The 20,991-nt window shown below is 45.0% G+C and carries 26 protein-coding genes; 6 read left to right on the top strand and 20 right to left on the bottom strand.

Annotation, left to right across the window (positions count from 1 at the left end; all coding sequences use genetic code 11):
• Positions 1-5 precede the first annotated feature (5 nt).
• Genes H5T88_04860 through H5T88_04850 form a run of 3 tightly spaced genes read left to right on the top strand, consistent with a single transcriptional unit; the run spans position 6 to position 1,761 of the window.
• Complete coding sequence (locus H5T88_04860) at positions 6-443, top strand: hypothetical protein (GenBank protein MBC7329673.1); 438 nt, start codon at positions 6-8, stop codon at positions 441-443.
• On the top strand, positions 440-730 hold the full coding sequence (locus tag H5T88_04855; protein MBC7329672.1) for a hypothetical protein: 291 nt from the start codon (positions 440-442) through the stop codon (positions 728-730). Before H5T88_04860 ends, H5T88_04855 begins: the two co-directional genes overlap by 4 nt.
• On the top strand, positions 727-1,761 hold the full coding sequence (locus tag H5T88_04850) for a hypothetical protein (GenBank protein ID MBC7329671.1): 1,035 nt from the start codon (positions 727-729) through the stop codon (positions 1,759-1,761). The genes H5T88_04855 and H5T88_04850 overlap by 4 nt, the downstream gene beginning before the upstream one ends.
• On the opposite strand, the gene H5T88_04845 is transcribed toward H5T88_04850, so the two are convergent.
• The 5 genes from H5T88_04845 to H5T88_04825 all read right to left on the bottom strand — a co-directional run bounded on the left by H5T88_04845 (position 1,758) and on the right by H5T88_04825 (position 7,731).
• On the bottom strand, positions 1,758-3,014 hold the full coding sequence (locus H5T88_04845) for an HD domain-containing protein (GenBank protein MBC7329670.1): 1,257 nt from the start codon (positions 3,012-3,014) through the stop codon (positions 1,758-1,760). The genes H5T88_04850 and H5T88_04845 overlap by 4 nt on opposite strands.
• Positions 3,004-4,323, bottom strand: a complete 1,320-nt coding sequence (locus H5T88_04840) for an HD domain-containing protein (GenBank protein MBC7329669.1) — start codon at positions 4,321-4,323, stop codon at positions 3,004-3,006. Before H5T88_04840 ends, H5T88_04845 begins: the two co-directional genes overlap by 11 nt.
• Before the next feature lie 231 nt (positions 4,324-4,554).
• Entirely contained in the window at positions 4,555-5,223 is a 669-nt protein-coding gene (locus H5T88_04835) for a hypothetical protein (GenBank protein ID MBC7329668.1), read from the bottom strand.
• Positions 5,220-7,247, bottom strand: coding sequence for a phenylalanine--tRNA ligase subunit beta (locus H5T88_04830; protein MBC7329667.1), 2,028 nt, complete (start codon positions 7,245-7,247; stop codon positions 5,220-5,222). The genes H5T88_04835 and H5T88_04830 overlap by 4 nt, the downstream gene beginning before the upstream one ends.
• A gap of 139 nt (positions 7,248-7,386) precedes the next feature.
• Positions 7,387-7,731, bottom strand: coding sequence for a hypothetical protein (locus H5T88_04825; GenBank protein ID MBC7329666.1), 345 nt, complete (start codon positions 7,729-7,731; stop codon positions 7,387-7,389).
• 183 nt (positions 7,732-7,914) lie between these two features.
• Between H5T88_04825 and H5T88_04820 the strand changes: the two genes are divergently transcribed.
• Positions 7,915-8,109, top strand: coding sequence for a hypothetical protein (locus H5T88_04820; protein ID MBC7329665.1), 195 nt, complete (start codon positions 7,915-7,917; stop codon positions 8,107-8,109).
• Between the two features lie 34 nt (positions 8,110-8,143).
• Here H5T88_04820 and H5T88_04815 read toward each other — a convergent pair whose 3' ends face one another.
• The 11 genes from H5T88_04815 to H5T88_04765 form a co-directional block, all read right to left on the bottom strand.
• On the bottom strand, positions 8,144-8,470 hold the full coding sequence (locus tag H5T88_04815; protein MBC7329664.1) for a hypothetical protein: 327 nt from the start codon (positions 8,468-8,470) through the stop codon (positions 8,144-8,146).
• Positions 8,467-9,426: a 6-phosphofructokinase gene (gene pfkA, locus H5T88_04810; protein ID MBC7329663.1), complete on the bottom strand. Its 960-nt coding sequence runs from the start codon at positions 9,424-9,426 to the stop codon at positions 8,467-8,469. Before pfkA ends, H5T88_04815 begins: the two co-directional genes overlap by 4 nt.
• Positions 9,423-10,370, bottom strand: coding sequence for a hypothetical protein (locus tag H5T88_04805; GenBank protein ID MBC7329662.1), 948 nt, complete (start codon positions 10,368-10,370; stop codon positions 9,423-9,425). The genes pfkA and H5T88_04805 overlap by 4 nt, the downstream gene beginning before the upstream one ends.
• Before the next feature lie 3 nt (positions 10,371-10,373).
• Positions 10,374-11,399, bottom strand: a complete 1,026-nt coding sequence (locus tag H5T88_04800) for an ATP-dependent 6-phosphofructokinase (GenBank protein MBC7329661.1) — start codon at positions 11,397-11,399, stop codon at positions 10,374-10,376.
• A gap of 31 nt (positions 11,400-11,430) precedes the next feature.
• Positions 11,431-11,925: a ribosome-associated translation inhibitor RaiA gene (gene raiA, locus H5T88_04795; GenBank protein ID MBC7329660.1), complete on the bottom strand. Its 495-nt coding sequence runs from the start codon at positions 11,923-11,925 to the stop codon at positions 11,431-11,433.
• Between the two features lie 68 nt (positions 11,926-11,993).
• The gene (locus H5T88_04790; protein MBC7329659.1) at positions 11,994-12,197 is read right to left on the bottom strand and encodes a cold shock domain-containing protein; all 204 of its coding nucleotides are present in this window, start codon (positions 12,195-12,197) and stop codon (positions 11,994-11,996) included.
• 120 nt (positions 12,198-12,317) lie between these two features.
• The gene (locus H5T88_04785; GenBank protein ID MBC7329658.1) at positions 12,318-13,295 is read right to left on the bottom strand and encodes a threonylcarbamoyl-AMP synthase; all 978 of its coding nucleotides are present in this window, start codon (positions 13,293-13,295) and stop codon (positions 12,318-12,320) included.
• A 9-nt stretch (positions 13,296-13,304) separates the two neighbouring features.
• A complete protein-coding gene (locus H5T88_04780; protein MBC7329657.1) occupies positions 13,305-14,042 on the bottom strand; it encodes an NTP transferase domain-containing protein in 738 nt (245 codons plus the stop codon).
• A gap of 5 nt (positions 14,043-14,047) precedes the next feature.
• Positions 14,048-14,893 (bottom strand): 4-(cytidine 5'-diphospho)-2-C-methyl-D-erythritol kinase, encoded by an 846-nt coding sequence (gene ispE, locus H5T88_04775; GenBank protein ID MBC7329656.1) that lies wholly within the window; start codon positions 14,891-14,893, stop codon positions 14,048-14,050.
• Positions 14,866-15,708, bottom strand: a complete 843-nt coding sequence (gene rsmA, locus H5T88_04770) for a ribosomal RNA small subunit methyltransferase A (GenBank protein ID MBC7329655.1) — start codon at positions 15,706-15,708, stop codon at positions 14,866-14,868. The genes ispE and rsmA overlap by 28 nt, the downstream gene beginning before the upstream one ends.
• Entirely contained in the window at positions 15,669-16,241 is a 573-nt protein-coding gene (locus tag H5T88_04765; protein ID MBC7329654.1) for a G5 domain-containing protein, read from the bottom strand. The genes rsmA and H5T88_04765 overlap by 40 nt, the downstream gene beginning before the upstream one ends.
• Before the next feature lie 425 nt (positions 16,242-16,666).
• Here H5T88_04765 and H5T88_04760 point away from each other — a divergent pair, with 425 nt between their 5' ends.
• Both H5T88_04760 and H5T88_04755 read left to right on the top strand, forming a co-directional pair.
• On the top strand, positions 16,667-16,948 hold the full coding sequence (locus tag H5T88_04760; protein MBC7329653.1) for a hypothetical protein: 282 nt from the start codon (positions 16,667-16,669) through the stop codon (positions 16,946-16,948).
• Between the two features lie 51 nt (positions 16,949-16,999).
• A complete protein-coding gene (locus H5T88_04755; protein MBC7329652.1) occupies positions 17,000-17,611 on the top strand; it encodes a DDE-type integrase/transposase/recombinase in 612 nt (203 codons plus the stop codon).
• Positions 17,612-17,648: 37 nt separating this feature from the next.
• Here H5T88_04755 and H5T88_04750 read toward each other — a convergent pair whose 3' ends face one another.
• The 4 genes from H5T88_04750 to pduL are packed head-to-tail and all read right to left on the bottom strand — an operon-like array spanning position 17,649 to position 20,978.
• Positions 17,649-19,001 (bottom strand): aspartate kinase, encoded by a 1,353-nt coding sequence (locus tag H5T88_04750; GenBank protein ID MBC7329651.1) that lies wholly within the window; start codon positions 18,999-19,001, stop codon positions 17,649-17,651.
• 13 nt (positions 19,002-19,014) lie between these two features.
• Positions 19,015-19,488, bottom strand: coding sequence for a hypothetical protein (locus H5T88_04745; GenBank protein MBC7329650.1), 474 nt, complete (start codon positions 19,486-19,488; stop codon positions 19,015-19,017).
• Positions 19,489-19,494: 6 nt separating this feature from the next.
• The gene (locus H5T88_04740) at positions 19,495-20,298 is read right to left on the bottom strand and encodes an aspartate dehydrogenase (protein ID MBC7329649.1); all 804 of its coding nucleotides are present in this window, start codon (positions 20,296-20,298) and stop codon (positions 19,495-19,497) included.
• Positions 20,298-20,978, bottom strand: coding sequence for a phosphate propanoyltransferase (pduL, locus tag H5T88_04735; GenBank protein ID MBC7329648.1), 681 nt, complete (start codon positions 20,976-20,978; stop codon positions 20,298-20,300). Before pduL ends, H5T88_04740 begins: the two co-directional genes overlap by 1 nt.
• Positions 20,979-20,991 lie beyond the last annotated feature (13 nt).

The raw sequence follows: 20,991 nt of genomic DNA, 5'->3' as shown, positions 1-20,991 counted from the left end.
GCTTCATGAAACTACGCAAATTACTTATAGGCCTCCAACCTCAAAGTGAATTAGAGATAGGATTGAAGGAAAGGTTTCAATTTGTAAGACTCTTGCTTGAAAGGGAGCAATTTAGAGAAGTTTTGAAAAAAGGCGGAATAAAGAATATTTATCTCGTTGGAGGTGTGCTTTTTAACATAGAAGGAACTCCGGCCACGGTAGAAAACGATAAAGACTTCGGAATCTGCTATAACGGTCTCATAAGAGCAAGGGATGAAATAGTTAACACTCTCAATCTGGCGGGAATTCCATTTAAAATAACTGAAAATACACATCCAGAAAGAGCTTTCTTAATAGAATCCTTAGTTGAGAAAGCCAAGTATAATAAGGAAAGAATCAACTATTTATTTGATATAGTGGACCACAACGAACTCCTACAGACGATTAAGGGGGAAATAGTTTGAAATGTGGTGACTGTGGATTAAGGGAGGCAACATATATAGCTTATATCAAGGGAAAGGAAGAGAGGCTTTTAGTTTCTCTTATCTGTGATATTTGTGCTCGGTGCTATCCCTCCTCTCAACTCCTTAGAATACCAAGTTTCCCCTCTTCCCTCACTTGTCCAGCCTGCAATTTTCCCTTAACCGAATTCTTCAAAACTGGCAAGCTCGGCTGCCCCCTCTGCTACGAGCATTTCTACGAATTAATTCTTCCCTTCATTAATCATATTCAGAGATATAAACGAGGATGAACTCTCTGAAAAATATTAGAGGCATAAACCCTCTCCTTTGGCTTGAGGGAGAGAGCGACCCAATCTTTCTATCTTCTCGTATCAGAATCGCAAGGAACATCGCTAACCTTCCCTTTCCTCAATGGGCTAAAAGGGAGGAATTGGAGAGAGTTGTGAAAATAGTTTATGATGCTTGGGAAAAACGCAATTTTCCCTTTCTCTTCTTCTTTCCTCTACAAGAACTCTCTCCATCTGAGAAAAATCTTTTTGCGGAATTACACCTAATCAGCAGGGAATTTGCAAGAGGGGAAAGCGAGGGAAGGGCGCTCCTCATCTCTCCCGATGCGTCGCTCTCCGTTTTGCTAAATGAAGAAGACCATATAAGGATATCCGCACTCGGGAAAGGGAAAAATCTTCACTTGGCTATACGTAGAGCTTTTCAGCTGGAGGAATACTGGGCAAAAGAAATTGGCTTCGCCCATTCGCCTCGCCTTGGCTTTCTCACAGCTTCCCCCAGCAATCTCGGAACGGGAATTCGCTTCTCCTCCATCGCCCACCTTCCCGCTCTCACTCTATTAAGAGGGAGGAATTACATTGAGAATCTTCTCGCCGATATGGAAATCAGGGGATTATTGGGAGAGGGAAGCGAACCGATGGGCTTTTTATACCAAATATCAACGAGAAGAACGCTGGGAATAAAATTAGAGGAAAGCCTCAAAGAAATAGAAACCGCTATCTCCATTTTAGATGAAAAAGAAAGAGAGGAAAGAGAGCTTCTTTTAAAGAGGACAACTATAAAGGAGAGAATAGAGGATGCCTATGCTCGTCTTTCTTCAGCAAGCCACTTTTCTACTTACACCGCAACCCAACTTCTTTCAATCCTGCGTCTCGCCTCTGCTGAAGATATCATTCCGATTCCTATGGAGAAAATAGATATTCTCCTTTTCCTAATTCGCCCTACCACAATTCAGTTTTTCTTTGGAAGAAAGATGAAGGTGGAGGAAAGGGATAAGCAAAGGGCAAATCTTTTGCGAGACAATCTCCTTTTCTAATAACGTCCCAACCTCTTCGCTGCCTTTTTCAGTAATTCAACAGCCCTTGGGTCATAAAGCTTCCCCGAATTTTCCTCCATAAAACGCACTGCCTGCGCTGGGGGGATTCTCTCTCTATAGGATTTATAGCAGGTCATATCATCAAAATCACAGCAGGCACCTATTACATATGCCCAAAATGGGATTTCATCCCCCTTTTTCCCCTCTGGATATCCGCTTCCATCGGGTCGTTCGTGATGATAACGAATATAATCAGCAACCGTGCGGAGATGTCCGAGATGTTCTATAATCTCCGCGCTTCTTACAACGTGATATTTGAACTCATCAGACTTCTCCCCATCCTCCGTGGGATAATTTAATATGTCATAGGGAACATCAACTATGCCTATATCGTGAATTATTGATGCCAATACTATCTTCTCCCTTTCATCATAGGGAATGTCCAAATCTTTAGCTATTTCGTCTACAAGCATCCCTACCCTTCTTCCATGTCCAACCATGCCCATCCATCTCCCCTCCGCTATCTCCGAGAAAGCCTCAAATACACCCCGAGTGTTTATACGATTCATAGATGTGGCACGCATTATGTAGATAAACAAGATTAGCAAGAAACCCGATATGCCGAATATAGCCATTTGAAAAGGAGTATCAAACGCCGCAGAACAGATAATTGCACCCAAAAGCAAGAGGATATACCAAAGATAACTTTCCTCTAACCTGCTTAACCAAAAATTCTTCTTAAAAACTCTTCCCTGCTTTAGAGCTGTTTCCAAGCCGACAATTACCCTATCAGAGACAAAGTAGGCTACACCGCAGGTGATTGTCTTCAGAACTACGAGATGAACATTTTCCCCCCTCCCTCCCATAGCGATAAGCAAGAGATGGATTGGGTATAGCGAGACGACTTTTAACGAACTTTCTGTAAGGGAACGAAGTATATTATCCCTATGAGCGATAGTGGGGATAAGAAAGGAAATTAACCAAAATGTCCAAATAGTTGTCGGAAATCCAAGACTTAAAAGAAGGGTTAAGGAGAAAGGATAGCTGGTGGTGAGGAAATCTTCCTCCCTGCCCGGAACATAAAAAACCTCGCTGAGTAAAAGCAGGAAGGAAAGAAAGATATAAGCTTCCCATTGCCTGAAGTTTAAAGCGAAAAAGCTCTCGGAAAAAAGGGAGACATTTTTGAAAAGAAGATAAAAAGAAAAGGTGATGACCGCTACCTGATAAATTCTCCATATGACCTTACCCCTCATTGAGCATCTCCCTGATTTCTTTGTTTTGGCTAAAGATATGTCTCATAGTATCCAAAACCCTCTTATCCCACTTCCCCCTCTCTGCTTCCTCATACAAAATCTGGAGCGCCTCTTCGAGAGTAAAAGATGGACTTTCGGAGCGATAGGGGCGAGGAGATATAAGGGCATGAATCGCATCAACAACGCCCAATATCTTCGCCTCTATTGGAATCTCATCCCCCATCCTTCCCCAATAGCCAGAGCCGTCCTCCTTCTCGTGATGGAGGAGTATCCAATAGCCTACATGGCGAAGATAGGGAACTTCGCGCATCGCTTGATAGGGAACGGAAGTATGTCTGCGTATCTCCTCCCTTTCACGAGGAGTAAGAGATTGGGTACTTTCAAGTATCTTCTCATCAATTGCTATTTTCCCGATGTCGTGAAGCCTCGCCGCATATGATAGCTGTTCTCTTCTCCACCAGGGAATTCCCATAGCTTTCCCGACGGCTGAAGCCAATCTTCCCACCATATCGCAATGCTCCTTAGTTGGTAAATCCAATCTCGCAAGCTGTTCGTGGAGAAGCTCCATAAAGAGGTTGAGAATCCTTATCTTCTCCAAATGAACAAGATAACCGAGACGCAAAACCGCAAGGAAAGAGAAACCTATTAAGAGAAGGGGGATTCCACCCAAGAGATACAAAAGAACATAGAGGACGCCCAAAGCGACTTCTAAGAAGACAAGAATGGCACTCCATGAGTAATTTGTCAGCCAAATCTCCGCAAACGATTTACCTGTCCACAGCGCTCCTGCTATGCTCATAGAAACGGTATCCAAGACAAAATATATTATTCCCATTAAACAAAGAGCGGAAATGTGTAGATAGCATTGAGAGGGAGGTGAGGAATGACTGGCATAGACCCATGATAAACCCGTGATTCCGCCAGAATAAGTAAAGCTACCCATATTGATGAAAAGGAAGGATAAACCTTGAAGTGATTTTTTAAAATCGCCGCTTAAAAGGGATGCTCTCCTTTTTTGATTAAAGAAGACCGATAGGAAAAAAGAAAAAGAATGAAGCCATGCTCCGGCTGCTGGACCGTAAAATATAATAGCCGTCGTTACCAGTGGGAATACTGGTACTACTTCCATTCCTCCCAATGGAAGAGAAACGCCATAAAGGAAAAGGAGAGTGGCAGGGACAAGAAGGATAAGGAAAAGGGGTTCAAGGGGGGAAAAGGGGAAGTAACGCGAAAGGATGATGAGAAATGGTAGGGATGTTAATCCCAGGGTCCAGGCGTAGATTTGTAATTTTAAGAGCCTTCGCTCCATTTCTTTCTTATCCCCTCATCCGCCCGGCTATGTGGGCCAGAAAACGGTGGAAGCTCCGCCGAGCAGGAGGAAGCCCAGGACGGCGGCGATGATTTTGTAAAACCTCGCCATATCTCTCACCTCCTGGCTTTTTCTTCACCCCTTCTCCGCTATTTCAGGGGTGAGACACTACGCTCCCGCTCAGCTTGATTTTCGGCTTCGCTCCGCTTCGCCGGGGGATAAGGGGCTTTTTCATTCCTTCTCTGGTGCCGCTTCGCTTAAATAAATCCCGAGCCGCCTGTTTATGGCGTTCAATGTAGCCAAAACAGTTGCCTTTCCGATATCCTGCTTGACCAGGGCGGCGCCGGCAAGCGGTTCCTCTCCGTTCAAGGTCACAAGGTCTATGAGGACGACAACCGTTTCCCTCCCCTTTGAATTCGTTATCATCAAGTCGTCAAGGGAAAGGGAAACCTCCTCGGGAAGGCATTTTTCAATCGCCTTCAATGTAGCTTGAGAGAAAAGATAAGGGATGTTTCTTGTGCTCGCTGGACCGACGGCTTCCCCCTCCACTATCTCGTCTCCCCTCTTCAACCTCACGAAAGCCCTCGCCTTTATAGCAGATATGTAGAGGGAAATATCAAGGAATTGAAGGCGGATGTGAGCGGAACGAGGTTCCTCGCCTATCTGGGCAACACTTATCTTCCTATGGTCAACTGCTACATTACACTTCGCCAATAGAACAGATTCTATATCCCTCACCACTTGCTTGGGAGAGCGCTTCGCATCAACGATAACATGGACTTCCTCAATTTTGCCTTCCCCATCTGCTACGACTTTAACACCGTTAACGCCTTTAACCTCGGAGATAGCTTCTTCTATCTCCTTAACTGAAACGCTCCCAAGCTGCTCGTCCTTGCTCATTCTCTTATTTTCGCCTCCAATCTTTCCTTTAAAACATTCTTTATTAAATTCACCAGCGAATCTACTTCCTCAGATGATAGGGTTCTGTCCTTGGCGCGGAAGGTTAGGGAGAAAGTGAGACTCCTCTCCCCTTCCGGAACCGGCTTCCCTTCATAAACATCAAAAAGGAAAACATCATCAAGCAAATCTCCGCTTACCTCTCTAATTATCTCTACTATTCTCCCAGCCGTCAATTCCTTTTTGACGATGATTGATAAATCCCTCTCAACGGAGGGGAATTTAGGTAGAGGGGAGAAAATCTTTTTCTCCTTTCTTTCCTCCCTTAATCTATCAACGCTTATCTCGCCGAGATAAAGTGGTTTATCTATATCATAAAAATCCCTCAATTGCTCTCCAATCTCGCCGATAAACCCAATGTCCTTATCCTCTATCTCTATTTTCGCGGAGCATAGGGGATTTAGGAGGGGATGTTGAGCCGGTTGGAAATCGCCTCTTATCCCTAAAGCTTCAAGCAGGCTTTCCAATATTCCCTTCATGTAAAAGAAATCGTTTATCAATCCCTCTTTGCCCGTTCGCCAGCTTTTCTCCCTCCCGCCAGCAACCGCTATCCCCAGGACTTTCTCTTCTCCTTCCTTTCTATAGACCTTCCCAATCTCAAAAACCGCTATATCCGTGATGCCGTAAGAGAAATTGTGAGAAGCAACTTTCGCTAAAGAGGGAATAATTGAGGGACGAAGGTATGAATATTCCTCGCTCAAGGCGTTGCGAACTCCAATGATATCTTCATCTATGAAAAATCTCTCTCTTTCGCTTTTGCTTATAAGGCTATGGGTTGTAATCTCCCAAAGTCCGAGACGGAGAAGTATTTCCTTGAGTTCATCATCAAAGGCGAGCGCCTCCATTTTGTGTCCGAGACTAACCCTTGCGAGGGGGAGGGTTGTGGGGATGTTATCATAGCCAAAGAGGCGGGCTATCTCCTCCACCAAATCAGCTGGCTCCTTTAAATCGGGACGATAAGTAGGACAGATGACGACCAATTTCTCCCCCTCATCCCGAACATCCAAATTTATGTTTTTTAGATAATAGATGATTCTCTCCTTGGAGAGATTCGTGCCAAGAAGCTGATTTGTTAGCTTATAAGGAAAGTCTATTATCCTTGGGAATATCTTTTGGGGATAGACATCTATAATTCCTTTAGCTACTTCTCCTCCGGCAAGACTTTTGATGAGGGAGGCACAATAGGTCGCTGCTTGGGGTGGAAGGTAGGGGTCCACATATCTCTCAAAGCGATAGGAGGCATCGGTTGACATAGAGAGCGCACGAGAGGTCCTGCGAATGGAAGCGGAGTTGAAATGAGCTGCCTCAATCAGGACATTCTCTGTTCCAAAGGTGACCTCTGTATTTTGTCCTCCCATCACTCCCGCGATTGCGACGGCTCTCTCTGCATCGGCAATGACGAGCATATCGGAGGATAATTCTCTCTCAACCCCGTCAAGGGTTATAAGCTTTTCACCTTCATTAGCTCGGCGAACGATTATTTTCCTTTTTCTCAAAAGGTCGTAATCAAAGGCATGAATCGGCTGACCGGTGAGGAGCATAGTATAATTTGTCGCGTCCACCACATTGTTTATCGCTCTTAGACCCGCCTTAGCGAGCCGCTCTTGAAGCCAAGGAGGGCTTTCCTTGACCTCAACCCCTAAAACTATGCGGGCGCAGTAGCGAGGACAAAGGTCTGGTTCCCAAATTTCCACTTCCGCAAGCTCTTCCGCTCTTTTATCCCCCTCTTCTACTGTGAAATGTGGAAGGTTAAGGGGAAGGGAGAGCTTGGCGGAAAGCTCCCTTGCTATTCCGATGATGGAGAGGCAATCTCCTCTATTGGAGGTTACCTTTATGTTGAATATAGGAGATTCGGTGCCCTCTATCCCCTCTACCTCGAAGCCGAGCATAGTGAGGATATGGGCAATCTCTTTCGCGGGTAGCTCAATATTTAATATCTCCTTCAGCCAATCTAATGGAACTAACATATCTATAATTTTAAAGCGGTTAGTTCACTACATCAAGAAATTAAGTGATAAAAAGGCGGGAGTCCTTTCCCACTAAAATTTTATCGCGCTCGCAATGTCCCAAAATTTAGTATCGGGCTTAGGACCCCCGCTCAAATTCTTATGGTATCCCTTCTTTTTCTTTTTCTTTCTCCGCTATCTCTATAATCTTCATCGCCTCCTCCAAGCTTACAGCCTCTTCACCTACGAGAACTCTTATATCCCTTATACTCCCCCAAGGAATGAAGTGGATATGGTCCCTAAACTTAACTTCGCCTTTCCTGCGAGTTGAGAAGGCGACTTCAAACTCGTGGAACCATATCCCATCTTCCTTCCAGGAGCAGATGAAACCGTGTTTGTATGCAAGATTAGCACCATCCGCTCCATGGAAGAGAACGACTTCTACTGGTGCTTGTCCTTTCTTTACTTTTTCTTCTAATTCCTCGTTGTATTTCATAGCGTTCACCCTTTATAAATTATAGTATGGCGCGGGTGGGAGGAAAATAACCCTCCCACCCGTTTTGTTTCCTACTGTCCGGTTTGCGCCCCTTCAGGCGCGCCGCCGGTCGGCGGTGCCACGGGTACCTTCATTCCGGGACCACCGGGCATCATTGGACCCTTGCCTCCAGGCATATTCATACCCGGACCCTTGCCTCCAGGCATATTGGGTCCCATCTTGCCCATTGGAGGCTGCGCCCCGGTAGGCTTCTTAGCTCCGGCAGCCCAGAAGTACACCGCGACGATGATAGCCAACACGATGATGATGACTATCACCGCTACCGCCGGGCTTACCTGCTTTCCGCCAGTAGCCAATTGTTTCACCTCCTTCCTGCTAATATTATAATTTCAAATAGTATAAATGGGAAAACGATTTTTTGTCAAATATCTTCTTGCAAATTATTTAAAAATTTTCCTATTCTCTCTCTTTCAATCGGTTCAATGACGGCAAAAAGGAGCTCCAAAGCTAAAAGCCATAGCAAAATAATAGCTTCGTCAGATGGATGCTCCAGCACACTAGCGAGAAAATCCTTTACTATCTCCTCATAGGATGAAGCTCTCTCCTCTATATCATATCTGCCTTCCCTCTTACCGCTTAGCCCAGCGTAAAAGCTCATTATGAACTCCTGCACATTCGCCGGCGTTGCATGTTCCAATCTAGCTCCGAACTCCCGCTTCACTATCTCTTTGAATTCTTCTAATTTCATATTGAAAGTATGCCCGCTATCTCAAGCAGTGTCAAGTCAATTTTTTTCTCCACCCCCTCCAATTGGCTGAAATGTGTTGCCGATACCTCCCCTCCCTTGATTCCAACAAGATAACCAAATTTATCCTCCATGCAAAGTTGAACAGCCTTCGCCCCAAGCATTGTCGCCAATATCCTGTCTTTAGCTGTAGGACAACCGCCCCTCTGCGCATAACCAACCACGCTCCCCCTCGTCTCCAATCCCGTCTCTTCCTTTATCCTTTTCGCCAGTTCATCTGCCTTCCCCGCACCCTCAGCTAAAACAATCACACAGGAGCGCTTTCCCCTTTTCTTCCCCTCCTCTATCTTCTTAATCAACTTGCCGAACTCAAAGGGAACCTCGGGAATAATTATGAACTCCGCCCCACCTGCAATCCCTACCTCCAAAGCGATAAATCCCCTATCCCTTCCCATTACTTCAACAACGAATATCCTCTCAAAGGAAACAGCCGTATCCCTTATGCGGTCTATTATCTCCAAAGCGGTATTGACCGCGGTATCAAATCCAATTGTCACATCAGTGCCCGGAAGGTCGTTATCAATGGTTGAGGCAACCTGATTTAGGGGAATTCCCCACTCCTTATAAAGGGAAATCGCCCCCTTCAGCGTTCCATTTCCGCCTATAACTATCAAAGCATCTATATCGCGTTTCTTGATGTTCTCAACCGCTTTTTTCTGCACTTCCTTTCTCTTGAAATCTTCCGCCCTCGCCGTCTCCAATATCGTTCCTCCCCTGTTTATAATCCCTCCCACTGTAGATGCATCCATAGGGATAACTAAATCGTCTATTAATCCTTGATACCCCTTTTTTATCCCCACCACGGAAGCTCCATAATAAATCGCAGTGCGAACAACAGCCCTTATAGCGGCATTCATCCCAGGGGCGTCTCCTCCGCTTGTTAAGACACCAATCCTCATCTCTTAGCCAAAAACCTCCTCACCTGCCGAAGGGTGGGCAAACCCCTTATAGCACCCCTTTTCCCACAGGTTAGAGCACCAACCGCGTTGGCGAAGCGGAATATTTCCTCCCCTCTTTTAGGGAAATCCTCACCAAACTCTAATATTTTGTAAAGCATCCCTGCCACAAATCCATCCCCCGCACCTGTCGTATCAACCACTTTAACTTTAAATCCCTCAACATATCCTTTCCCCTCCTTGGTGCAATAATAGCATCCTTTTTCTCCCAAAGTTATGACGACCAGCTTTTTCCCAGCTTCCAATATCTCAGCGCATCCCTCCTCTATTTCCTTCCCGGTGAGGAAATAAAGTTCCTCCTCGCTGAGCTTAACTATATCGGCGAAGCTTAATCCCAAATTAATTCCCTCCTTCGCTTTCTCCTCGCTTTCCCAGAGGGAAATACGAAGATTGGGGTCATAGGAGATGAGAAGTCCGTTATTTTTTGCTATTCTAAGGGCACGCAAGGTAGCTGAACGATAGGGCTCGTTGATAAGAGAGATAGAGCCGAAATGGAGAATTTTCGCATCCTTTATATATTCTTCATCTATTTCATCTGGGGAGAGCATCATATCCGCTCCCGGGTGGCGGAAGAAAACGAAATCCCTTTCCCCTTCCTCGGTTAAGGAGACAAAGGCAAGTGTCGTTCTATACCGAGGGCTTATCAAGATGCGAGAAGTATCCACATTGCATTCCTGGAGAGTATTCTTTAGGAAAAGCCCAAACGGGTCGTTCCCCACCTTTCCAATGAATCCAACATCAGCGCCCAGCTTACCAAGCCCAGCAGCTACATTCGCCGGCGCGCCGCCAGCTGCCTTTAAGAAGCCTGGAGCTCGCCACAGGGGGAAACCCTTACGCAGGGAGACGAAATCTATAAGGATTTCCCCCAGGGCGATTATCTCGGGCATACTTTATTTAAACAAGGTCTTGAATTCCTCTAACAGCTCCTTCGGAACGGTTTTAGTCTTTCCCACAGCCTCCTCAAGGCTCACGCTCGTTATCTCCTGTCCTTTTATCGCGGCCATCTTTCCGAACTCTCCCTGATGCACCATATCAACAGCCTTTATGCCAAGCCTTGTCGCGAGAATTCTATCATAAAGGGTGGGAGGACCACCTCGCTGGATGTGTCCAATCTGCACCCAGCGGGTCTCATAACCAGTTCTTTTCTCTATTTGGTCGGCAAGCCAACTCGCTACCTGTCTCTCCCTTAGTATTTTGTGTCCAAATGCATCAACTCGCACTTCCTCCTCTTCTTCCTTGGGGAGCTCTATTCCCTCGGAGGCAACGATGATTGCATAAGGTTTCCCTCTTTCTCTTACCTTCTTTATATGTTCAACGAGAGCGTCCATATCCAGGGGAACCTCTGGTATAAGGACATAGTCTGCGCCTCCTCCAATAGCAGTATAAAGAGCTACCCAGCCAGCGTGTCTTCCCATAACCTCAAAGACCATCACTCTGAAATGGGAGCGAGCGGTATCCTTTAGGCGAGCAAGTGCTTCCATAGCAACGGTCACAGCAGTGTCAAAACCGAAGGTAACATCGGTGCCCGAGAGGTCGTTATCCATTGTTTTGGGAACACCAACTGTTGGTATACCTTTTTTGTAAAGAGCGTTCGCAACGCTCAGCGTGTCATCCCCGCCGATGGCGATTAAGGCATCAAGGGAGAGCTCCTTGAAGTTGCTTATGCATTTCTCCAAATCTTCCGCTTTTTTGAGGGGGTTTGTTCGAGAGGTGTGAAGGATGGTCCCGCCTTGGGATATTATCTCCTCTACATCCTCCAGACCAAGGGGAACAGTGTCTTTGTTAAGAAGCCCCGCCCACCCCGCACGAAGTCCAATCACCTCATCTTTATAATCAAGCGCCCTATAGACAACCGCTCTAATAGCAGGATTTAAACCGGGGCAATCACCGCCGCCGGTGAGCACTCCTATACGCATAAAAAATCACCTCCTATTAATAATTTTGATTTTACTCTATTGTAATTAAGCCGTAACCTCCTCCTTTTCTTTTATAGACGAGGGAGGTTTTCTGGTCTGCGGAATTGATAAAAAGGAAGAAATCGTGTCCTAAAAGCTCCATCTGTTCTACTGCTTCTTGCTCGCTCATAGGCTTTAATGATACTGCCTTGCGACGAACGACGAGAGGTTCAGATGGGGGAATTGGGAGTTCTCCCCGAGCTTTTCTCTGCGATTTCTCCTTAAATCTTTTAAGCTGTTTTTCCAGCTTATTAACCACAGCGTCTATAGAAGCATACATATCATTTGCTCTTTTCTCACCCCTTGCCAAGAACCCGTCTCCTTTTAAGGTTACCTCCACCTTCCTCCAATTTCTTTGAACCTCAAGCACGACCTCGGCTTTTATTATCTCCTGCTTAAATCTTTCCAACTTTCCTATTTTCTTATTGATATAATTCCTTATTGCGTCAGTGATTTCCACGTTTTTGCCGGTGATAATCACCTGCATCTTCAAACCTCCCTTATTTTTGGGCGTCCGCAAGGCATTGCCTTGCGGACGCCCCCTTACTTCCAAAGTTAGCCTATCTTTACTACCTTGGAAGCCTGTAGTCCCTTCTTGCTTTGGACTACTTCAAACTCAACTTCGTCACCCTGCTTCAGGGTGCGATAGCCTTCACCGGATATGGCTGTGTAATGGACGAAGATGTCTTCGCCATTCTCCATCGTGATGAAGCCATACCCTTTCTTGTCATTGAACCACTTCACATGACCTTTTGGCATGCTTCTCTGCCTGGCGCTAATTTAACGCCAGGCATCTTGCCTCCTTTCTACAAAAAATTTCTCTCAGGCTCCTAAGAGCCATTTGATACAATGATAGTTTAAATGGATTGAAGATAAAAGTCAACAAATTTTAACGACTTCCTCCGCAAAATGCAAAAGTTTATTCCGCAAAACTTTCCCTATTCCCTCAGCAGGAGGATTCTCCACAATTAGAAGATTATAGGTTTTCATTTTGTCTAAAACGGAAAAGAACCTCCTGGCTATCCCCATAACATCTTCCCTGCTACCCCAACTCTCCTTTTTTATCCCCTTCGGCAATAAACTACATACCTCCTTCGTAGCGATAACACCTGCCCCATCCGTAGTTTTGATTGTCTTTTTTATCACCCCGGCAATCTTCTCCGGCTCTTCTCCTTCAACCACTATAACTCTTGCAGGAAAAACAAACGCTTTCCTCACTTCCCTTATCTCCACCTCTTCATCAATAGCTCTCTCTATCTCTTCTTTTGTTATCATTCCCTCCCTCAGTATAACGGGTTTATCGGTAACATCTATAACCGTTGACTCTATTCCTAAAGGTGTTTTACCGCCATCAATGAGGCAATCTATCTTATCCTCCAACTGCTCAATAACCATCTGCGCAGTGGTTGGGCTTGGATAGCCAGATAGATTCGCTGAGGGCGCAACAGCTGGTCCGCTTCCCTCCAATAGATAAAGGGAGATTGGATGGCTTGGCATCCTCAGCCCGACCTTATCCGTTGGACTTATCTCCTTTGGCACTTCCTTCTTCTTGGGGAGGATTATCGTTAACGGACCAGGCCAAAAAAGAGAGATAAGCCTCTCACCAATCGGTGGAATCTCCTTAGCAAACAAATTAACATCCTCTTTATTGGCGATATGAACTGTCAAGGCTTTCTCCTTTCCCCTTCCCTTTATCTCGTAAACTCTCTCAATGGCTTCCCTATTAAAAGCTGAAGCGCCTAAACCATAGACTGTTTCCGTTGGGAAAGCCACCAGCTTTCCCTCCCTTAACAATTTGCTCGCTATCTCTATCTTTTTTCTCGCTATTCTCTTTGGACTAATTTTCAAGATTAGCATAATTCCACTTCATTCTAGAATAGGGGGAGTATATTTCATTCTTTCCATCGCCCATTTCAGGTCCTTCTCATCGTCTATATCGGCTGATAAATGGGGAAAATCAACGAGAACTGAACGGATATTCCCCTTCAAAGCTCTGCTCATTAATCTCTCAACTTGATATAAGGGGAGGGCGGGAATGCCGATTTGCTGAAGAAGAAAACGAAGGAAGAACTCAAATCCTAAAAAGAAAGCAATCTTCAAAGGGCTCTTGCGAACCTCATAAGCCTTTTCTATCACTGGCCTTCTTTTTAATACGAATTCCCTGCTCAAAAGCACGACATTTCCTCCCGCAAATTTCCCCTCCCTCAAAGTTACGAATGTTTTGTCTATCTCAGGTGCTTTTTTCTCAAAGACCTCCTTGCTCACAGTGGGATAGGCGAAGTCTGCCTTCAGCGGTAGAGCTTTCTCAATGAACTTGTCAATCACGGAGGGGGTAAGGAATGGAAGGTCAGCGGAGGAAACAAGAACATATTCACTTTTACACTGCTCCATCCCTCTTAAAAGGTTGTCTATGAAATCCCTGCCCTCCGAAAGAGAAACTATTTTTTCGCTTTGAGGAAGGGGAAGGTCATCCCCCACAACGAAGATTTTATCAATATAGCGGGAAGCCAAAAGGGCATCTAAAACATATGACAAGAGGGGTTTGTTGCCCAATTTCATAAGCGCTCTTTTCTCTTTGCCTCCCGCTAAGACTATCGCTTCCATTACTATCAACTCCAAACAACTGCTTTGGGAGTTGGATTGACCACTATGGTTTGCCAACCTTCTCTTTGAAATGTTGGTGGTTCTCCTTGAAGGAAGGAGAAAAGTGCCGAACCGCTCCCTGTCATAAGAGTAGGATATCCTCTTTCCCTAAGCTCCTCTTTTACTTCTTTAAGCTCAGGAAATAATGGGAAAACCGCTTTTTCTAAATCATTTCGCATAAATTTCTCTACCTCTATTATATCAGATTTTTCAAGAGCTTCAATGAATTTATCCAAATTTGAGGGTTCAAAAGGTGGTTCAAGGCGAGAATATGCGAGAGAGGTTGAGATTGGGAAGGGAGGAATGATAAGGAGAAAGCGAAAACGAGGCATAAAGGGCAAGGGTTCTATTATATCCCCTATACCTCTGCCGATTGCACAACCACCATAAAGGAAAAAGGAGACATCGGCACCTAAGGAGGAGGCAATCGGGAGGAGATTCTCCCGGGGAATAGAGAACAGCTTGGAGAGAGCCAAAAGGACGCCACCAGCATCAGCGCTTCCACCTCCTAATCCCCTTGCTACAGGGATTCCCTTCTCTAGCTCTATGGAAATTCCCTCCTTTATACCAAACGCTTCTTTAAAAGCCAAAGCAGAACGATAAGCTAAATTATCTTCCCCTGCTTCTATGCCAACGCATTTCAATTTTATCCCTTCACCCTCAACCCTGATGGTTATTTTATCATAGAGGTCTATGCTTTGGAAAACCGTCTCCAAAAGGTGATAATTTCCCCTCCTGCCCACAACCGCGAGGTAAAGGTTGAGCTTGGCGCCTACCTTCAGGGTTAACTCTCTTTGGAAAGAAACAGACATCTCAATTCCTCCCAGGAGAGGCTTTCAAGGCGCCTATCAAGGGATAGAGGACATTCTTTAATGGAATATCCAGAAAACTTCAAGGCGTTGCGAATATTTTTTCTTTTGTATCTAAAAATATTTCTCAGGAATTCAAAGAATTCCTCCTCGTTTGGAATCTCAATGGGCGGAGGTTGAGGGATGAGTTTTATAACCCTCGCATCAACTTCGGGAGGCGGGAAAAAAGCCTTTTTGGGGATGATGAATTTACGCTGGATTTTGAAATGATAAGTGACATATAAAGATAAGGGAGTAGCATAGCGGTTGGGTGGGGGAAGGAGTTTATCTGCGACTTCTTTTTGTACAGTTATAACAGCAAGCGAAAGATTTCCTCTTAAATCCACGATTCTCTGAAGTATTGGGGCAGTGATGGAAAATGGAATGTTAGAGACTACCTTAAAAGGCGTTGATAAATGCCTTTTTATTTCTTCTTCGCCAAGCTTCAGGAAATCAGCGATAAGCAGGGTTATATTAGAAAACCTGGATAAATTTCTTTTCAGCAAAGGCAGAAATCTTTGGTCTATTTCCACAGCGAGCACATTTCTTGCCCTCGCAGCTATGATGCTGGTGAGATTGCCAATGCCAGCTCCTATTTCCAGAACATCGTCATCCTTTCCCAATTCTGCCACATCACATATTTTAGAGAGAATGAAATTGTTAAGGAGGAAATGCTGCCCTTCTTCCTTTGAGAGGGCTATCCCTTCTTCTTTAAGAAGCTTTATAACTATATCTCCTCTTATTCCAGAATATAAACGGTAACTACCCTTTTCCCCCACCTTTTAGCTTCCGCGTAGGATTCCATAAAGAGGTCTATTCTGTTGCCCTTTATCGCCCTACCTCTATCTGCTGCTAAAGCCAAGCCATACCCTTCAACATAAAGAAGAGTTCCCAATTTGATGACTCTACTATCAACCGCAGCTATACCGTATTCAGCCCTCACTCCTGTAGCCGTTACCCTGTCGACTCCTCCACGCCCAGCACAATAAGCGGTAGCGACCATCTTCAATACCTTCCTTACCCTATTTACACCGCCACGAGAAGTCAAATGCCGACCTGTTCCCTGAAGAACTACCGTGGGGATGGGTGGACGAATTACTTTCTCTTCAATAACCCTTTTTTCCTCTTTCCCGCGCACCCTTATAATCTCATAACGGACCTTCTTTAATCCCGGTTTTCCCTCTTTAAGTGTGATTCTTATTCCCTCCCTTAAGTTTCTATCCGGCTTCAGTTGGATGGGCGGAGGAATCTCTTCCACAGCGATTATTCTTTCCACCTCCCTGCTCAGCCCATAAATGGCAATAAAAAACATCAGGGGCAGGAAAGGCAAACACCTTCTTAAAATAATGACACTCACCTCCGAAAGTTATTTTTAAGCCGATCGCCTGCCAACTTAATAATAACAATTTTAAAACACTTTGTCAAATTGGCGCCGTTCCTCAAAAATAATTAATTCGAAACAGGCTTGTTTCTTCAAAAAATCTGCTGGAAGAAAGAGGCGAGCATCCCTTACAATTTATTCCATTATAAACCCTTCTAAAAGGAGGTGTAAGAAGATGCTTGCCTCTATACCTAAAGGATTATATACCCGTAAGCAAAAGATAGCAAACATAAAAGATATATACTGCTGAGCTTATTCCTCCCCTGGAAAAGATTTGGAAGGCTTCCGGTTTTATCTCCTCCAAGCACTGCTACTACATAAGATATAACGCTGACAGGCTGTTTGATAGCGAGGAATTGAGAGACGTAAAACCAGAGGACAAGGAAAAATTGCTCAAAATGAGCGCCTCAACCATAGAAAGGTTGTTGAAACCTATAAGGGAGAAATGGAAAACAAAGAATAAGTATAAAAGCAATCCCTTCAACTCAAATGTGAAGAAATCAATTATGGTAGAGAGCTACTTTGATAAACAGAAGGAGCTAGGGACCATAGAGGTAGACCTATTATATCATAGTGGCGAGTCAGCGAAAGGCGAATTTGCTTTTACCCTTACCGCTACGGAAATAACCACGGATTGAACTATGTTGCTTTTGCTCCCCAATAAAGCAATGAAATGGGTTGTTGAGGGAATGAATGATATAGTAATGAGCATGCCGATATCTGTGAAGAGGATACATGTAGATAACGGTTCGGAGTTTATAAACGCCCATATGTATAAATTCTGCCCAAGTAAGGGTATAGAGTTTAGGCGGTCTCGCCCCTATCACAAGAACGATGCCCCTTATGTGGAGAGCAAGAACTGGTTTCTTGTCAGACAGTATACCGGTTGGCGAAGATATGATAGGGAGGAAGAGTTTGTAATACTTTCCGAGCTTTTAAGGCTTTTAGCATTGAGACACAATCTTTTCCATCCGACGATGAAGCTCATAGGTAAGATTAGGGAAGGCGGCAAAGTGAAAAAGCTATACGATGTAAACACGCCCTATGGGAGGGTATGTTCTCTTCAAAATATACCGGAGGAAGAGAAGGAAAAGCTAAGGGCACTGCGGGAAGAGATAAACCCATTTGAACTTTCAATGAAAATAGAAGAGTTAGTAAAAAAGCTTGACAAAGTATACCAAAATAAGGTAAGGAGGTATAACAATGAATTTAATTATGAAGAAAGACGATTGGTGTGTTATTTTGACATAAGGGTGGCAATTGTAGCTTATAAAAGAACATTTAGTTTAAACTCGCTATAATTTTGAAAGAGATTGCCACACTTAAAAAGAATCAAATTTAAGAAAGGGCGAATTCCTTATGAAGGGCTCTAACTGCACGGGGAGCATCGCTATCATTCAAGAGCACAGAGGCAGAGAGACGGGAATCAGCTATCTGAATGAAGGATATCCCTTCTTTATTAAGCACGGAGAGGAGTCTGACCATTACTTTTTGAAGAAGAGTAGGCTGAGAGAAGATGACCGAAACCAAGGAGGTGTTCTCCATTATCTCCACGGGTATAACCTCCACCTCAGCGGAGCCGTGTAATTTCATGAGCTCCTCTCTTTGGATCAGGAAGGACATCCTATCGGAGCCGGTATCAAATAAATAAAGTCTCGGCTTTCCCCTTTTAAAGACAGGCACGACTACACTGTCAAGAAGGCGTCTTACTCTCCATAAATTTTGGCGTGTAACAGCGAAAGTTATTCTATCGTTGCTCATAGAGGTCAGGTAAGCGTTCACTCGCAATTTGCCCAGCATCTTATAGATTTCCACTTCCACATATGGTTTGTCCTCCTCTTGAACACTTATATGGAGATAGGCGATTGAACCGAGATTTGTTATCGCTGTTATCCTTTCCTTTTCCTCCGGAGAAAGCGACTCCTGGGAAGTGATTAGGGAGCCTGGGTGGTCGCTGTAATTATTTTTAACCCAAACATCCACGCCATATTCCATTGCGATTTCTATAGCTCTTGGGTGGACAACCTTAGCCCCCTGGTGTGCCATCTCGCTTACTTCTTCATAAGAGAGGCGGGGAAGAACCCTTGCATCGCTGACGAGATTAGGGTCAGCTGTCATAACCCCGTCTACATCCGTGTAAATTTCAACTCTCTCCGCTTTCAGGGCGGCGCCCAGCGCTGTTGCAGTCGTATCGGACCCTCCCCTCCCCAGAGTCGTTATATCACCGTGCACTTGTGGCGATACAGCCTCAGCCATCCCCTGAAATCCCGCCACGACGGGAACATAACCTTCACTTAAAAGGTAAAGCAAATATTCCGTATCTATACGCACAATACGAGCATTTCCATAATCGGGAGTGGTTATTATCCCCGCCTGAGCCCCTGTTAGGGCGATAGCCTTAATCCCCAATGTCTTGAGCAATTGCGCCATAACGGCGGTGGAGATTATCTCCCCACATGCCATTATGAGGTCTTTTTCCCTTGGCTCAACATCAACCTCTTTAGCGATATCCTCAAGGAGGGAAAGGAGGGTATCCGTGGCATAAGGCTGGGGTTTCCTTCCCATAGCGGAAACTACCATAACAGGTGAAAAACCTTTATGAATTGCCTCAACGACCTTTTTCGCGGCTTGTACTCGCCCGCTTTGGTCAGCAAGAGAAGTTCCACCGAACTTCTGAACTATTATCCTCATACCATTCCTTCCTTCAGCTTAGCTCACATTTTATCGCCGTATTTGGAAAAGATTCCTTTAAAGAAGAAATCGCACCCTTTAATTTCTCGTCTCTTATCAAACAGGAAACGGAGTTATAAGCATCCCCCACCTGAAGCACTTCAGCGCCCTCCTTGAGCATTGCTTCCAATATTTGCACCATAATCCCAAAGAGGTTTCTCATATCTGGAGCATAGACTATCACGAGAGAGCACCCGGAAAGCAATTGGGGATTATAACCCATGTCCGTCAATATTTCCAATGCTCTCTTTTCTTCGCTCTGGGGAAGCACGAAGTTGAGGGAGTTTTCGTGTATCTTTGGAATGGTAAAATGGATGTCAGCCTCTGCAAGAGTCCCTAAAATCTTCCCTACCTCGCTTTTCTCCTTAAACCTCACCTTAACGCAAGTATACCCCCTTCTGCACTCTATCTCACTAATAACCATATCTTTCTCAAATCGTTGCACCATTCCACATCACCCGATTCTCAGTGGTAAAGTTAATTTTTTAAGGAGGGCAATAGCGGAGAGAACGGCAAGGTAGCTTGTGCGAGGGTTGGAGGGGGAAGGATTATTTTCCGTCTGAGTGGTTATTTTCCCGAAATCGCCTTCTACTTCTATTTTATGGATATTCGTCTTTGCCCTTGGGTCAACTACGATTCTTACCTTTGTTTTATCAACGCCTATTCCCGCCAGGGATAAAGCAGCTGCTACATTGACATTTGCTGGGAAGAACTTTATAGCTTCTCTGGCATTTCCCTCGTATATGATAGTTGGTTCATTGAAGGAGAAAAGGTCAATGCCTTTCTGGGCTATATAAGGAGCGCCTGATAAAGCCTTTGGTGGCTTGATGGTTGTGAGAGTAGCGCTCTTTATCTCCCCTATATTTGCGGATTGAACGGCGTCCAAGCCAGCGAGGGCACCTGAGGGAATGAAGATGTGACAATTTTTCTCCTTCGCTCTGTTTATCAATTCCTCCCTCCCTATCAATCCGCCCACGCTCATCACTAAAATATCCTTTCCCTTTTCAATGACAAGAGGTAATAACTCGCCTACTGCTTCTTGGGAAGCCGATTCCACTATTAAATCCACCTCATCCACCCAGGACAGAGGTGGAGCAATTCTCGGGGATTGATTTTTTAGGCGATTTTGAAGAACCTCGGCTTTCTCCCTCTCCTTATCCCATAAAGCGACAAGGACACAATTCACCCTCCCCTCATCTATCGCTACAGCAATCTCACTTCCTATAGTCCCGCAGCCAACTATGCCTACCCTAATCACTAAAGCCTCACTAATTCAGCCAAATTATTGCAGTTTACCCCCGCGGCGTTAGCGTCATCCGTATCTAAATGCATTTGAAGTAGGTATCTCTCAGACACTCTCACCAAAACATTCGTGAATATCACGCCTCTCTCCCCAGCGACTTTAACGCTCACGAGCTCGCCATCCTTTATACCCAATCGCTGAGCTGCTTCGGGTGGGGTATGAATGTGGCGAGCTTGAATTATCGCCGCTTCCTTGTAGATTGCCCCTTTGGGACCGACTATCGTTATTGGGGCAGCTCCTTTTAAATCGCCTGGATATTTATAGGGCGCATCTATGCCTATGGTTATGCAATCGGTGCGGGAAAGTTCCACTTGGGTTTGTTTCCGCACAGGTCCGAGGATTCTTACCCTAAGAACTCCTCTTGGACCGACTACTTGAACAACTTCAGATGAAGCGAACTCTCCCGGCTGATACAAATCCCTCTCTTTTCTTAATTGATAACCTTTCCCAAAAAGGGCTTCAAGGTCTTCCTGGGAGATATGCATATGACGCGCGGAAACCCCTATGGGAATGAAGTTATCTGGAATCCTCCTGATATCCCTATTGCGAACACACTCCTCACAGCGTCTAAAAGTGAGGAGCTCCTCGGCAACTTTCTCCGCTATAATTTTCGCCAATTGTTCCTCAGTCAGCATAGTAATTAAAATT

Source organism: bacterium, assembly GCA_014360495.1.
Taxonomy (GTDB): Bacteria; Armatimonadota; JACIXR01; order JACIXR01; family JACIXR01; genus JACIXR01.
This window is presented reverse-complemented; position numbering and strand designations above follow the sequence as displayed.

What these genes read in the sequence shown, in the direction of transcription:
- H5T88_04860 (MBC7329673.1), top strand. Translation starts at nt 6, where the DNA reads ATGAAACTACGCAAATTACTTATAGGCCTCCAACCTCAAAGTGAATTA.
- H5T88_04850 (MBC7329671.1), top strand. Translation starts at nt 727, where the DNA reads ATGAACTCTCTGAAAAATATTAGAGGCATAAACCCTCTCCTTTGGCTT.
- H5T88_04845 (MBC7329670.1), bottom strand. Translation starts at nt 3,014, where the DNA reads ATGAGGGGTAAGGTCATATGGAGAATTTATCAGGTAGCGGTCATCACC.
- H5T88_04840 (MBC7329669.1), bottom strand. Translation starts at nt 4,323, where the DNA reads ATGGAGCGAAGGCTCTTAAAATTACAAATCTACGCCTGGACCCTGGGA.
- H5T88_04835 (MBC7329668.1), bottom strand. Translation starts at nt 5,223, where the DNA reads ATGAGCAAGGACGAGCAGCTTGGGAGCGTTTCAGTTAAGGAGATAGAA.
- H5T88_04830 (MBC7329667.1), bottom strand. Translation starts at nt 7,247, where the DNA reads ATGTTAGTTCCATTAGATTGGCTGAAGGAGATATTAAATATTGAGCTA.
- H5T88_04815 (MBC7329664.1), bottom strand. Translation starts at nt 8,470, where the DNA reads ATGAAATTAGAAGAATTCAAAGAGATAGTGAAGCGGGAGTTCGGAGCT.
- pfkA (MBC7329663.1), bottom strand. Translation starts at nt 9,426, where the DNA reads ATGAGGATTGGTGTCTTAACAAGCGGAGGAGACGCCCCTGGGATGAAT.
- H5T88_04805 (MBC7329662.1), bottom strand. Translation starts at nt 10,370, where the DNA reads ATGCCCGAGATAATCGCCCTGGGGGAAATCCTTATAGATTTCGTCTCC.
- H5T88_04800 (MBC7329661.1), bottom strand. Translation starts at nt 11,399, where the DNA reads ATGCGTATAGGAGTGCTCACCGGCGGCGGTGATTGCCCCGGTTTAAAT.
- raiA (MBC7329660.1), bottom strand. Translation starts at nt 11,925, where the DNA reads ATGCAGGTGATTATCACCGGCAAAAACGTGGAAATCACTGACGCAATA.
- H5T88_04790 (MBC7329659.1), bottom strand. Translation starts at nt 12,197, where the DNA reads ATGCCAAAAGGTCATGTGAAGTGGTTCAATGACAAGAAAGGGTATGGC.
- H5T88_04785 (MBC7329658.1), bottom strand. Translation starts at nt 13,295, where the DNA reads ATGCTAATCTTGAAAATTAGTCCAAAGAGAATAGCGAGAAAAAAGATA.
- H5T88_04780 (MBC7329657.1), bottom strand. Translation starts at nt 14,042, where the DNA reads ATGGAAGCGATAGTCTTAGCGGGAGGCAAAGAGAAAAGAGCGCTTATG.
- ispE (MBC7329656.1), bottom strand. Translation starts at nt 14,893, where the DNA reads ATGTCTGTTTCTTTCCAAAGAGAGTTAACCCTGAAGGTAGGCGCCAAG.
- H5T88_04765 (MBC7329654.1), bottom strand. Translation starts at nt 16,241, where the DNA reads ATGTTTTTTATTGCCATTTATGGGCTGAGCAGGGAGGTGGAAAGAATA.
- H5T88_04755 (MBC7329652.1), top strand. Translation starts at nt 17,000, where the DNA reads ATGAATGATATAGTAATGAGCATGCCGATATCTGTGAAGAGGATACAT.
- H5T88_04750 (MBC7329651.1), bottom strand. Translation starts at nt 19,001, where the DNA reads ATGAGGATAATAGTTCAGAAGTTCGGTGGAACTTCTCTTGCTGACCAA.
- H5T88_04745 (MBC7329650.1), bottom strand. Translation starts at nt 19,488, where the DNA reads ATGGTGCAACGATTTGAGAAAGATATGGTTATTAGTGAGATAGAGTGC.
- pduL (MBC7329648.1), bottom strand. Translation starts at nt 20,978, where the DNA reads ATGCTGACTGAGGAACAATTGGCGAAAATTATAGCGGAGAAAGTTGCC.